The following is an 11639-nucleotide window of genomic DNA, read 5'->3' as shown; positions in this document are numbered from 1 at the left end:
TCCTACATTCAAGCCTTTATTTTAACGGGTTGCCGGCGGTTTCGGAGATTCCATGCGAAATAGCTGCGGAGGGCCCTAAAACAGGGCTTTAAGCGACATCGCTTGGATATTTTTGATGCCAAGTCTTTTCCTGACCTGCCAAAATACGGTAAAATAGCGGAATCGGGGTGTAGCTCAGTCTGGTAGAGCGCTACGTTCGGGACGTAGAGGTCGCAGGTTCGAATCCTGTCTCCCCGACCAACTTTTATAGCGCCGCAAGGCGCTGTTTCAGTTTCTCAAGCCCGAGATTCGCTCCGGCCCCCTCGGAAGTGCTTGCGGCCAGGCTTTCCTCGGGCGTCCGGGACCGCTACCATCAGTATCGGTCCGATTGCGAACTGCCGGGACATGGGCCAATCTGCAGGCCAAAGCTTGCTAAAATAAACCCATGAGCCTTCATTTCTACAACAATCTCCACCGCCGGCTGGAAGCCTTTACACCCGCCGATCCGTCCAACATCACCGTCTACCTTTGCGGCCCGACGGTCTATAACTACGTGCATATCGGCAATGCCCGCGGCCCGGTGGTGTTCGATGTTTTGATCAAACTGCTGCGCCGTCATTTTCCGAAAGTGACTTACGCACGCAATATCACCGATGTCGATGACAAGATCAACGCCGCTGCCAAAGCACTGGATGTTCCGATCTCGACCATTACCGACAAGTACACCGCCATTTACCGCGAGGACATGGCCGCGCTCGGCATCCAGCCGCCCGACATCGAACCGCACGCCACCGACCATATCCCGCATATCATCGCCATGATTGAACGCCTGATTGCGGCCGGACATGCCTATGCCGCCGAAGGCCATGTGCTGTTTGCCGTCGACAGCTACGCCGACTACGGGCAGCTGTCACGCCGTAGCCTCGATGAAATGATTGCCGGCGCACGCGTGGAAGTCGCCCCCTATAAGCGTCATCCGGGTGACTTCGTGCTCTGGAAGCCGTCCACACCGGATTTGCCCGGCTGGGATTCGCCCTGGGGCGTCGGCCGTCCGGGCTGGCATATCGAATGCTCGGCAATGAGTGAAGCCCACCTGGGCGAAACCATCGACATCCATGCCGGCGGCGTCGATCTGCAATTCCCGCACCACGAGAACGAAATCGCCCAGAGCACCTGCGCCCATGGCGGCAAGGTATTTGCCCGCTTCTGGCTTCATAACGGCATGCTCAATTTCGGCGGCAGCAAGATGTCGAAATCGGTCGGCAATGTCAGCATTCTGCATGAGCTATTGGCCAAACATCCTCCCGAGGCGCTGCGCTATGCGCTGCTGTCGGCACATTACCGCCAGCCCTTGGACTGGTCTGACGCGTTGATCGAACAAAGCATCAGAACTCTGGACCGCCTCTACGGCACCCTGCGTGACCTTTCCGATGTACAGACACCGGACACATCGATTCCCGAATCCATCGAGGCCGCACTGTGCGACGACCTCAACACACCGCAAGTGCTTGCGGAAATCGCAAATTTGGCCGGTCAGGCACGCCGTAGCGAAGATGCAGCCGAACGCGCCTTGCTGAAAGCCCAGTTACTGGGTGCAGCATCCGCACTCGGACTATTGCAGCAGACACCGGCAGCCTGGTTCGCCAAAGGTGCCGATGGCAGTGACGATGCCCGTATCCAGGGATTGGTCGACGAGCGCATCGCTGCCAAGGCCGGCAGGGATTTCACCCGTGCCGATGCCATCCGCAAGCAGCTGGCCGATGAAGGCATCCTGCTGGAAGACACGCCGCAGGGCGTGCGTTGGAAACGCGCCTGATGCTGTTGCCTACGGAATCCAGCGCCGCCCAAGCCCAGGAAGCCATCATCGAAGAGTTTGCGTTTTTCGGGGACTGGTCGGAACGCTATCAATATCTGATTGATCTCGGGAAACGTCTGCCGGATTTTCCCGAGGAATGGAAAACCGAAAGCAATCGCCTGCAGGGCTGTCAGTCGAAAGTCTGGATCGTGCCGCATGTCCAGGATCAGCGGCTTTATTTTTCGGCTGCCTCGGACTCCAGCATCGTTTCCGGGCTGGTCTATCTGGCACTGCGGGTCTACTCCGGGCGGACCTCAGAGGAAATCCAGGCAAATCCCGCGGATTTCGTGCAGGCCATCGGTTTAAGCAAACATCTGTCACCGACACGCAGCAATGGCTTTTCCGCATTGCTGGCCTTCATCCAAAAGACTGCGGAGTCCATATGAATCATCGCCCTGCCCTGCTCAGCGCCACCATAGCCGCCCTGCTGGCCACGACATCGCTCGATGCCGCCAGTCCGATGGGACCGGTCAATATTCCGCAACGCTCGGAAATCCCGACATCCCAACACGCCCTGGCATTCTTCATCCAACGTTTCCAGAATGATCTGGAAAGCACCGAACATACCTATGACATAACGGCCGGTGTCGCCCGTGAGAATGCGCTCCGCAATCTTTATCTCGGCTGGCAGACCCGGCTGGGTGAGTTCGATACGGCGTCACTCGGCCCAGAAGACCGGATTGATGCCGCCCTGCTTCGGCGCGAGCTGAACTACCGGCTCAAGCAATTGGATTTTGAACGTGCGCGCAATGCCCAGGCTTTGGCGCTTTTGCCGGAAGTCGAACCGCTGATTGCGATGGCTGAACAGCGTCGCGCCTTGAAACCCATTGATGCGGAAAAATCCAAACGTCTCATTGAACGGGCTGCCGGCGCACTGCAGGCAAACGAAGCGCGTTTACGCAATAATCCGGCTTCGCCGGTCATTACCCTGCGTGCGTCAAAACTGCTTTCTGCATTCCGCGAAGATTTAAAGCAATGGCATACCTTCTATAATGGCTACAACCCGGCCTACTCCAAACAGGTCGCGAAGCCCTACGAAATCCTCGACAAGCAGTTCGAAGCCACTGCGAAATTCCTGCGCAACGACATCGCCAAAGCATCCGACCCGGAAACCATCATCGGCGATCCCATCGGCCGGGATGCCGTCGAGGCCGCGCTTCGCTATGAAATGATTCCATATACACCGGAACAGATCGTGCAACTGGCCGAACGCGAATTGAGCTGGTGCCAGGAGGAAATGCGCAAGGCCGCCGCCGAAATGGGTTACGCCGACTGGCATGATGCTCTGGAACATATCAAGAAGGACGGTCCGGCCGTCGGCGAGCAGCCGCAATATGTGCTTAAGCTGGCGGACGAAGCCATCGATTTCATTGAAAGCAGGCAGCTGGTGACCATTCCCGGACTGGCCAAGCGCGATTGGCGCATGACCATGCTGACTCCGGAATACCAGTTGCAGGCGCCGTTCTTTCTTGGCGGTGAAGATGTCTGGGTCGCCTATCCGCACGACAGCATGCCGGCCGACAAGCAGGCCATGGCCTTGCGTGGCAACAATCGCTATTTCTCACGTGCTGTCGTTCATCATGAGTTGATTCCCGGGCATCATCTGCAGCATTTCTACAACAGCCGTTACAACAGCCATCGCGAGCTGTTCGGCACGCCGTTCTGGAGTGAAGGCTGGGCCTTGTACTGGGAATTCCTGCTTTACCAGAAAGGCTTTGCAAAAACCCCCGAACAGAAACTGGGCATGCTGTTCTGGCGCAGCCACCGCGCCGCCCGCATCCTGTTCTCCCTGTCGTTCCACATGGGCACCATGACCCCGCAACAGTCCATTGACATGCTGGTTGAACGGGTCGGCCATGAACGCGCCAACGCTGCAGCGGAGGTGCGTCGGAGCTTTGCCGGCGATTACGGTCCCATTTACCAAGCGGCCTATATGCTTGGTGGCCTCCAATTCTGGGAGCTTCGCCGGGAACTGGTCGAATCGGGCAAGATGACCGATCGGGAATTCCACGACGCGATCCTTAAGGGCGGTCCGATGCCGGTATCGGTTGTGCGTAGCCGTCTGATGAAAGTCGATCCGGATCCGGATTCGAAGCCGGTCTGGCGCTTCTATCCGGCGCTGGAAGCGAAATAAAAAAAGCCCCGGTAACGGGGCTTTTTCACGGCAAGGGCGTATTAGTCGCCGAGCTGTTTCTTTTTGTGTTCCCAGCGCTCTTGGGCATCGACCGTGCGTTCGGCCATCGGGCGTCCTTCAAGGCGCTTGATACCGATTTCCTCACCGGTATCCACGCAGTACCCGTAGGTGCCGTCGTCGATGGTGGCGATGATTTTATCGATCTTGTAGAGCAGTTTGCGGTAACGGTCTCGGGTACGTAGTTCGAAGAAATTTTCGGTTTCACGGGATGCGCGTTCGGCCTCATCGCCGACATCACGCGCTTCTTCCTTCAACTCGTTGATGGTTTCCTGGGTGGCCGTCAGAAGATTGTCGCGCTCGGAAAGCAGTTTCTGGCGGAAATATTCGAGCTGATAGTCATTCATGTATTCTTCTTTGTCACTCGGCTTGTAGCCGGATGGCAATTGGACACGACGAACGGATTTCTGCTTCAGGGCTTTTTCAACAACCACATCGCGCTTCACATAACCGGCGCGGGCGCCTTTTCGAACGGGTTTGGCAACGGGTGCGGGTGCAATTTGTTTTTCAGGGACTTTGACGGCTACAGGCACGGATTTATTCGCTTCAGGCTTCTTGACTTCGGGTTTCTTGCTGACAGGGGCCTTGGCGATCGGTTTGCTGGGCGCGACGGCGGCTTTTTTAACAGGTTTTGGTGCGGGCTTTTTAGCGACCGGCTTGTTGACGGGCGCCTTGGCTTTGGCAACAGGCTTTTTGGCTATCGGCTTCTTGGCCGGCTTAATCGGCTTTTTGGCGGGCGCCTTGGCTTTGGCAACAGGCTTTTTGGCAACAGGCTTTTTGGCAACAGGCTTTTTGGCAACAGGCTTTTTGGCAATCGGCTTTTTCGCCGGCTTCAACGGCTTTTTGGCAGGCGCCTTGGCCTTGGCTTTGGCAACGGGTTTCTTGGCGACCGACTTTTTGGCGACGGGTTTCTTTACCGGTTTGGTCGGCTTTTTTGCGGCCGCCTTGGCTTTGGCAACGGGCTTCTTGGCTTTCGCGGGCTTGGCGGCGGCTTTTTTTACCGTCTTCTTCGCGGGCTTGGCGGCCTTGGCGGCCGGCTTGCGGGCGACCGGTTTTTTACCGGGTTTTACCGTTTTTTTGCTAGCCACGTGGGGAGTTCCTCATTGGTTTAGGCTCAAGACATCTTTTATAGCCTACACTATAGACCTTCGCAAGATGTTGCGGTGATATTTTATGCTGAAAACGCTGGCTCTGTGGCTACTACGCGGTTACCAGGTGATGATCAGCCCTCTGCTGGGCCAAACCTGCCGTTTCAGCCCGTCCTGCTCGAATTATTCCATGCAGGCCATTGAACGCTTCGGGTTTTTCAAGGGCGTCTATCTGACTGCCGCCCGACTCCTGCGCTGCCATCCCTTCCATCCCGGTGGTTATGACCCCGTACCGGAAAAATGCAGCCGCCACTCCCACTCCTGAACCCATGGAAGCAGCATGACCGATACCCTGACCCTGATTCGCCCGGATGACTGGCATATCCATTTCCGGGATGGCGCCGACATGCGCAGCGTCATTACAGATACCGCCCGCGTGTTCGGGCGCGCCATCGTGATGCCGAACCTGAAACCACCGGTAGTTACTGTGGCCGACGCTGAAGCTTATCGGCAACGGCTGACCGATGCGACGGCCGGCAGTCGCTTCCAGCCCCTGATGACCCTGTACCTCACGGACAATACCCGCGCCGATGAAATACTGCGTGCCAAAGCCAGCGGCTTCGTGCATGCCGTGAAATACTACCCTGCCGGCGCCACCACCAATTCCGACTCCGGCGTGACCGACCTGGCTAAGGCCGCGGAGGCGATCGCAGCGATGGAAGCCTGCGGCATGCCGTTGCTATTGCACGGGGAAGTCACTCACTCCGAAGTCGATATATTCGACCGGGAAGCGGTGTTCATCGAACAGCATTTGGTGCCGCTGTTGCGCGACTACCCGCGGCTGAAAGTGGTCCTGGAACACATCACCACGCGCCAAGCAGCCGAATTCGTGGCAGCAGCTCCGGCCAATGTCGCGGCCACCATTACCGCGCACCATCTGCTGTACAACCGCAACGCAATGTTTCAAGGCGGCATCCGGCCGCACATGTATTGCCTGCCGGTGCTCAAGCGTGAACCGCACCGGTTGGCGCTGGTGTCGGCCGCGGTTTCGGGCAGTCCGAAGTTCTTCCTGGGTACCGACAGCGCACCGCATGCCACCGGCACCAAAGAATCGTCCTGCGGTTGCGCCGGAATCTATACCGCACACGCGGCCATCGAGCTGTATGCGGAAGCCTTCGAGGACGCCGGTGCACTGGACCGGCTGGAAGCATTTGCCAGCATTCATGGCGCCGACTTCTACGGGCTGCCGCGCAACACCGACACCATCACGCTGAAGCGCGAAGCATGGACGGTTCCGCAGCAGCTGCCCATGGGCGATGCCATGTTGACGCCGCTACGGGCGGGCGAAAGTCTGCGCTGGAAAGTCGTTTAAACCCGATCAACGGAACTGGCCTACAGCCCGCCATGCGTCCCAGGCGTACGCCGGTGTCAATGACGGTGATTTTCCGGAACGCAGGGCGCGCAGCCGACGGCGTATGAAACGCCGCTGCGCCTCCCGGTAAGGATTTCCGGCATGGCATTCCGGCAATAGCGTCAGCAATTCCGTGAGCCAATCATCCCGCAATGCATCGGTGGGGGCGTCGAGCGCCTGATGCCGCGCAAGCAGATGCATCGGCACCATGGCACGATCGAAGGCCTGAAAACCGCCGGGCAGCCGCATCAGCAACAGCTGGATGTTGATGACGGCAGCATCGGTTTCGGATGTCCTGCCGAAAAGCGCCGATTCACACGCAGCCACCGCTTCCGAGTACGGCTGCAGTTGCTGCATCAGCTGCTTACTTGTGCCTGATCGCAGCGGAACCTGCGTCGCCAAGGCCAGCATCGGTTCGGCAATGCCTGCGAAAGGCGCGGCGTGTTCCTGAAGTGACATCGTCAGCGGATGACGCGCCTGCCCGCGGGACATCCGTTGCAGTTCATCCGCCCACCACAGGGATTTCGGGCCGCGCACAGCCTCCTGTTCGAGGGCAAACACACATTCCTGCAGCTCACAGAACAAGGCATTCCAAGCTGCGGCTTGCGGCCGTTGGTCAGCGGGCAGGAATGTCTGCAACAGCATCTGCTCCGGCCACATGGCCTGCCATTTAGCAGTGAAGCTGCGCAGGGACTCGGAATCGGACATCAGCGGCTGCGCAGCAATCCACGGCCGATCAAATCCAGCGGCAGTTCTGCCAGATCATCGGCCTGCCAGCGCTCCGGATCGTCGTCATCGGGACGGTAGCCCCACAGGGCGCCGATGGAGCGCATACCGGCGGCATTGGCGGCCTGAACGTCACGCTCGTCATCGCCGACATACACCACCTGCTCCGGCCTTACCCCGAGTACCGCACAGGCGTGCAGCAGCTGATCCGGATCGGGCTTCTTGCGTGGCAGACTATCGCCGCCGAGCAGGATCGCGCTGCGCTGGGACCAGCCGAGTTTCTCAACCAGGGGTTCAGCCAGATAAAACGGTTTATTGGTGACGATGCCCCAACGCGAAGGCTGCGCTTCAATCTGCGACAGCACTTCGGCGACGCCATCGAACAGGCGACTGTGTGCGGCGAGCGCGCTTTCGTAGTACGCGAGGAATTCCGGCAGCAGCGCCTCGCGCTGCTGCTCGTCGGCACCGGCAAAACTGCGTTTCAGCATGGCGCGGGCGCCTTTGGAAACCACCGGCCGGAACATCGCAAAGTCGACCGACGGTTCGCCTTTTTCCGCCAACAGCATCTCCATGGCCGCATGCAGGTCGCGGGCACTGTCCAGCAGTGTGCCGTCCAAATCGAACAATACAAGCGGTGCAATCATCTCAGACATCGGGCTTGCGTGCCGTCATCAGGTAATTGACGGAGGTATTGCTTCCGACACGGGCCGTTCGGGTCAGCGGATTGTAGAGCAGGCCGCTGACGTCTTCGAGCTGGAATCCGCTTTGACGCAGGGCTGCCGCCAATTCAGAGGGCTTGATGAAACTGCGGTAATCGTGGGTGCCTTTCGGAAGCAGCCGCGCCAGGTATTCAGCGCCGACCACGGCCAGCGCGAATGCCGGCGGCGTGCGGTTGATGGTGGACAGAAACAGGCGGCCGCCCGGCTTCAGGGCATCGAAACAGGCCTGAATGATTGCCTGCGGATCGGGAACGTGTTCGAGCATCTCCATGCAGGTCACCACATCGAAGGCCGCCGGCTGCTCTGCGGCAATGGCTTCGGCGGAGATCACGCGGTAATCGGCCTGCAGGCCCGACTCAAGCAGATGCAAGCGGGCGATGTCGATCAGCTGCTCGGACAGATCGATGCCGGTCGCCAGGGCGCCTTCGGCGGCCATGGCTTCGGTCAGCAATCCGCCGCCGCAGCCAACATCAAGCACGCGCTGCTGCTTCAGGGGCTGAACCCCCCGTACGTAGGCGAGACGAACCGGATTGAGTTCATGCAGCGGCCGTTGCGGACCATTGGCATCCCACCAGCGGCTGGCAAGTGCACCGAATTTTTCAATTTCATGGGGATGGACATTGCCGTTCATGTGCGTGGTATCTCCCGGATAGTTTGTTGCCAGCGGCGGGTACCGGCCAGCAGGCGCTCAAGATCGATATCCTGCAATTCGCGTTTCAGCATCTTGGCACGGCCGGCGATCCAGACATCACTGACCCAATGCCGTGCTCCGGCATAGACCAACTGGGAAACCACATCGTAAAGCGGAGCGGCTTCGAGCCGGTCAAGATCGATGGCGATGATGTCAGCCTGTTTACCCGGTTCCAGCGAACCGATGGACTGCTCTAGCCCCATCGCGCGTGCGCCGGCAAAAGTGGCGGCATGCAGGGCCTCGCTGGCCTTGAATACGGTGGCATCGCCGGCAACCGCCTTGGCCAGAAGCGCAGCGGTGCGCAGTTCATCGAACATGTCCAAATCGTTATTGCTGGCACAGCCGTCGGTACCGATGGCCAGATTGACGCCGGCAGCCTGTAATGCACCGACCGGACAGAAGCCCGAAGCCAGTTTGAGGTTCGATTGCGGACAATGCACCACCGATACGCCGCGGGTGGCACACAAGGCGATTTCTTCGGGCGTCAGTTGGGTCATGTGCACGGCAGTCAGACGCTCATTGACCAGCCCGAGGCGGTCCAGGCGCGCCAACGGGCGCTGGCCGTATTGACGGATGGAATCGGTGATTTCCTGGGCAGTTTCATGGATGTGGCAATGCACAGGCAGATCCAACTGTTCGGCATAACGGCGGATCCGTTCGAAGCTGGCATCGCACACGGTATAGGGCGCATGCGGGGTCATGCTGAAGCTGAGCAAGGGATGTGAACGGTACTGGTCATGCACGGCCAGACCCTTGTCGAAATACTCGTCCTGGCTGCCCGCCCAGGCCGATGGGAAATCGATGACCGGAATGCTGATGGCGGCACGGAAACCCAGGCGGTCATAGGTGCGCGCCTGGGCATCGGGAAAGAAGTAGTTTTCGTTGCAGCAGGTGGTGCCGCCACGGATCATCTCGGCGACGGCCAATTCGATGCCGTCAGCGATGAAATCCGGTGTCATCACCGCGCGCTCGATCGGCCAGATGTGCTCGTTGAGCCAGGGCATCAGCGCCAGATCATCGGCCACGCCGCGCATCAGGCTCATCGGATTGTGGGTATGGGCATTGATCAGGCCCGGCATCAGCACCGAGCCGGGGCGTTGCACATGCGCATCCGGCGCATAGCGGGCACGGGCTTGGTCAATCGGCAGAATGGCGGTGATGCGGTCGCCATCGATGACCAGCGCATGCGCCTCCAGCACGAGGCCGGCCGGCTGCACGGGAATGATCCAGCCGGCTTCGATCAGCCAATCACAGGGCTGCCGTGCTTCGGACATCGCTTATTTCACGCGGCTGAAGTATTCGCCGGAGCGGGTATCGACCTTGATGATTTCATCCTGCGCCACGAACAGGGGCACGCGCACGGTCGCGCCGGTTTCCAGCTTGGCCGGCTTGCCACCGCCGCCGGAAGTATCACCGCGCACGCCCGGATCGGTTTCCACGATTTTGAGTTCGACGAAGTTCGGCGGCTGAACGGCAATCGGTTGGCCGTTCCAGAGCGTGACCACGCAGTCTTCCTCGCCTTTCAGCCATTTCCAGGAATCACCCATGGCGCTTTTTTCGGCCTGCACCTGCTCGAAGGTTTCCTGTTGCATGAAGTGCCAGTATTCGCCGTCGGCGTACAGGAACTGCATGTCGGTATCCATGACGTCGGCGGCCTCGAGGTTGTCGGTGGCTTTCATGGTCATTTCAACGACGCGGCCGGATTTGATGCTGCGGTATTTGACGCGGGTGAAGGCCTGGCCTTTGCCCGGTTTCACGTATTCGGTTTCGGTGATGACGCACGGATCGTTGTTGACCAGAATCTTCATGCCGTTTTTCACATCATTCATGCCGTAAGTGGCCATTGCCTGCTCCTGAAATTCACCGACGGCCCAGCCGCGGGTTACAATACCGTATTGAAAACACGGCCTTTCCGGCCGTTCCAGCTTGCTATGATACCCGTCAAACCCCTCCCCGCTCAAATCCCGAACTGGCAACAGCTGTGGCGCGACAGCCTGCGTGACCCGCTGGAACTGCTGGAAATGCTCGGTTTGACGGGCTTTTCGGACCGGATTTCGGCCGATGCCGGGAATGCTTTCACCTTCCGGGTTCCACGCGGATTCGCTGCCAAAATGCGCCATGGCGACATCCATGACCCGCTGTTGCGGCAGGTTCTGCCCCTCACCGAGGAAGAACGCCTGATGCCTGGCTTCAGCAGCGATGCCGTCGGTGATATGGCGGCCCGTGGCGCGACCGGTGTGTTGCACAAATACCGGGGTCGGGCCTTGCTGGTGGCGACCGGTTCCTGTGCCATCAACTGCCGTTACTGTTTCCGGAGACACTTCCCCTACGCCGAAGAAACGGCGGCGTCCGGCCAATGGCGCGAAGCCATCGACTACCTGCGCAATGACGCCAGTATCCATGAGGTGATTCTTTCCGGTGGCGACCCGCTGTCCTTGACGACCGCGAAACTGGTGCTACTGACCGAAGCCCTGAAAACCCTGCCACAGCTAAAACGCCTGCGTCTGCATACCCGTTTGCCGGTGGTCTTGCCGGAACGTGTCGATGCCGAGCTTCTGGATTGGCTGTCCGGACTGCCTTGGCCGGTGACCGTGGTCATCCATGCCAACCATGGCAATGAACTCGGACCGGATGTGGGGGCCGCACTGCGGCGCCTGCGTGAGGCCGAAACGACCCTGCTCAACCAATCCGTCTTGCTGGCCGGCGTCAATGACGATGCCGATACCCTGCAGAGGCTGTCGGAAGCATTGCACGACCTTGGTGTCCTTCCCTACTATCTGCATCAGCTGGATCGCGTCCAGGGCGCAGCGCATTTTTCCGTCCCGGATGCACGGGCGGTCGCTCTGCACCGGGAGTTGATGGCGGCCTTACCGGGCTATCTGGTGCCGAAACTGGTCCGGGAAATGGCCGGAGAGGCGAACAAATCCCCGCTTTACTAGCCCCTAACCGTCATTTTTTGCTATTGTTATCAAAAGCAAG

Annotated in this window: 13 protein-coding genes and 1 tRNA gene; 8 read left to right on the top strand and 6 right to left on the bottom strand. The window is 59.2% G+C overall.

The window, feature by feature from the left end:
* The first annotated feature begins 163 nt into the window (after positions 1-163).
* The 4 genes from ACIQ1A_RS06915 to ACIQ1A_RS06900 all read left to right on the top strand — a co-directional run bounded on the left by ACIQ1A_RS06915 (position 164) and on the right by ACIQ1A_RS06900 (position 3968).
* Positions 164-240, top strand: a tRNA-Pro gene (locus ACIQ1A_RS06915).
* A 184-nt stretch (positions 241-424) separates the two neighbouring features.
* Positions 425-1795, top strand: a complete 1371-nt coding sequence (gene cysS, locus ACIQ1A_RS06910; protein ID WP_395770327.1) for a cysteine--tRNA ligase — start codon at positions 425-427, stop codon at positions 1793-1795.
* Positions 1795-2220: a SufE family protein gene (locus ACIQ1A_RS06905; protein ID WP_395770326.1), complete on the top strand. Its 426-nt coding sequence runs from the start codon at positions 1795-1797 to the stop codon at positions 2218-2220. Before cysS ends, ACIQ1A_RS06905 begins: the two co-directional genes overlap by 1 nt.
* On the top strand, positions 2217-3968 hold the full coding sequence (locus tag ACIQ1A_RS06900) for a DUF885 domain-containing protein (protein ID WP_395770325.1): 1752 nt from the start codon (positions 2217-2219) through the stop codon (positions 3966-3968). The genes ACIQ1A_RS06905 and ACIQ1A_RS06900 overlap by 4 nt, the downstream gene beginning before the upstream one ends.
* 41 nt (positions 3969-4009) lie before the next feature.
* Here ACIQ1A_RS06900 and dksA read toward each other — a convergent pair whose 3' ends face one another.
* Positions 4010-4558, bottom strand: a complete 549-nt coding sequence (dksA, locus tag ACIQ1A_RS06895) for an RNA polymerase-binding protein DksA (protein WP_395770324.1) — start codon at positions 4556-4558, stop codon at positions 4010-4012.
* A gap of 52 nt (positions 4559-4610) precedes the next feature.
* Here dksA and ACIQ1A_RS06890 point away from each other — a divergent pair, with 52 nt between their 5' ends.
* Genes ACIQ1A_RS06890 through pyrC form a run of 3 tightly spaced genes read left to right on the top strand, consistent with a single transcriptional unit; the run spans position 4611 to position 6485 of the window.
* Positions 4611-5192 (top strand): hypothetical protein, encoded by a 582-nt coding sequence (locus tag ACIQ1A_RS06890; RefSeq protein WP_395770323.1) that lies wholly within the window; start codon positions 4611-4613, stop codon positions 5190-5192.
* Positions 5193-5198: 6 nt separating this feature from the next.
* Complete coding sequence (gene yidD, locus ACIQ1A_RS06885; protein WP_395770322.1) at positions 5199-5438, top strand: membrane protein insertion efficiency factor YidD; 240 nt, start codon at positions 5199-5201, stop codon at positions 5436-5438.
* 15 nt (positions 5439-5453) lie between these two features.
* Positions 5454-6485 carry a dihydroorotase gene (gene pyrC / locus ACIQ1A_RS06880; protein WP_395770321.1) on the top strand — a complete coding sequence of 344 codons (1032 nt, stop codon included), beginning with the start codon at positions 5454-5456 and terminating at the stop codon, positions 6483-6485.
* A 6-nt stretch (positions 6486-6491) separates the two neighbouring features.
* Here pyrC and ACIQ1A_RS06875 read toward each other — a convergent pair whose 3' ends face one another.
* From ACIQ1A_RS06875 to efp, 5 genes are read right to left on the bottom strand one after another with little or no spacing between them, the layout of a single operon-like run.
* The gene (locus ACIQ1A_RS06875; protein ID WP_395770320.1) at positions 6492-7232 is read right to left on the bottom strand and encodes a hypothetical protein; all 741 of its coding nucleotides are present in this window, start codon (positions 7230-7232) and stop codon (positions 6492-6494) included.
* Positions 7232-7903 (bottom strand): phosphoglycolate phosphatase, encoded by a 672-nt coding sequence (gene gph, locus ACIQ1A_RS06870; protein WP_395770319.1) that lies wholly within the window; start codon positions 7901-7903, stop codon positions 7232-7234. Before gph ends, ACIQ1A_RS06875 begins: the two co-directional genes overlap by 1 nt.
* The gene (ubiG, locus tag ACIQ1A_RS06865) at positions 7896-8600 is read right to left on the bottom strand and encodes a bifunctional 2-polyprenyl-6-hydroxyphenol methylase/3-demethylubiquinol 3-O-methyltransferase UbiG (protein ID WP_395770318.1); all 705 of its coding nucleotides are present in this window, start codon (positions 8598-8600) and stop codon (positions 7896-7898) included. Before ubiG ends, gph begins: the two co-directional genes overlap by 8 nt.
* The gene (locus ACIQ1A_RS06860; protein ID WP_395770317.1) at positions 8597-9934 is read right to left on the bottom strand and encodes a TRZ/ATZ family hydrolase; all 1338 of its coding nucleotides are present in this window, start codon (positions 9932-9934) and stop codon (positions 8597-8599) included. The genes ubiG and ACIQ1A_RS06860 overlap by 4 nt, the downstream gene beginning before the upstream one ends.
* Before the next feature lie 3 nt (positions 9935-9937).
* Positions 9938-10504, bottom strand: a complete 567-nt coding sequence (gene efp, locus ACIQ1A_RS06855) for an elongation factor P (RefSeq protein WP_395770316.1) — start codon at positions 10502-10504, stop codon at positions 9938-9940.
* A gap of 87 nt (positions 10505-10591) precedes the next feature.
* Between efp and epmB the strand changes: the two genes are divergently transcribed.
* Positions 10592-11599 carry an EF-P beta-lysylation protein EpmB gene (gene epmB, locus ACIQ1A_RS06850; protein ID WP_395770315.1) on the top strand — a complete coding sequence of 336 codons (1008 nt, stop codon included), beginning with the start codon at positions 10592-10594 and terminating at the stop codon, positions 11597-11599.
* Positions 11600-11639: the final 40 nt, after the last annotated feature.

The organism is Arenimonas sp. (assembly GCF_044353605.1).
Taxonomy (GTDB): Bacteria; Pseudomonadota; Gammaproteobacteria; order Xanthomonadales; family Xanthomonadaceae; genus Arenimonas.
The sequence above is the reverse complement of the archived record's forward strand: the minus strand, read 5'-3'. Positions and strand labels throughout refer to the sequence as shown.

What these genes read in the sequence shown, in the direction of transcription:
- cysS (WP_395770327.1), top strand. Translation starts at nt 425, where the DNA reads ATGAGCCTTCATTTCTACAACAATCTCCACCGCCGGCTGGAAGCCTTT.
- ACIQ1A_RS06905 (WP_395770326.1), top strand. Translation starts at nt 1,795, where the DNA reads ATGCTGTTGCCTACGGAATCCAGCGCCGCCCAAGCCCAGGAAGCCATC.
- epmB (WP_395770315.1), top strand. Translation starts at nt 10,592, where the DNA reads ATGATACCCGTCAAACCCCTCCCCGCTCAAATCCCGAACTGGCAACAG.
- ACIQ1A_RS06900 (WP_395770325.1), top strand. Translation starts at nt 2,217, where the DNA reads ATGAATCATCGCCCTGCCCTGCTCAGCGCCACCATAGCCGCCCTGCTG.
- gph (WP_395770319.1), bottom strand. Translation starts at nt 7,903, where the DNA reads ATGTCTGAGATGATTGCACCGCTTGTATTGTTCGATTTGGACGGCACA.
- ACIQ1A_RS06860 (WP_395770317.1), bottom strand. Translation starts at nt 9,934, where the DNA reads ATGTCCGAAGCACGGCAGCCCTGTGATTGGCTGATCGAAGCCGGCTGG.
- ubiG (WP_395770318.1), bottom strand. Translation starts at nt 8,600, where the DNA reads ATGAACGGCAATGTCCATCCCCATGAAATTGAAAAATTCGGTGCACTT.
- yidD (WP_395770322.1), top strand. Translation starts at nt 5,199, where the DNA reads ATGCTGAAAACGCTGGCTCTGTGGCTACTACGCGGTTACCAGGTGATG.
- pyrC (WP_395770321.1), top strand. Translation starts at nt 5,454, where the DNA reads ATGACCGATACCCTGACCCTGATTCGCCCGGATGACTGGCATATCCAT.
- ACIQ1A_RS06875 (WP_395770320.1), bottom strand. Translation starts at nt 7,232, where the DNA reads ATGTCCGATTCCGAGTCCCTGCGCAGCTTCACTGCTAAATGGCAGGCC.
- efp (WP_395770316.1), bottom strand. Translation starts at nt 10,504, where the DNA reads ATGGCCACTTACGGCATGAATGATGTGAAAAACGGCATGAAGATTCTG.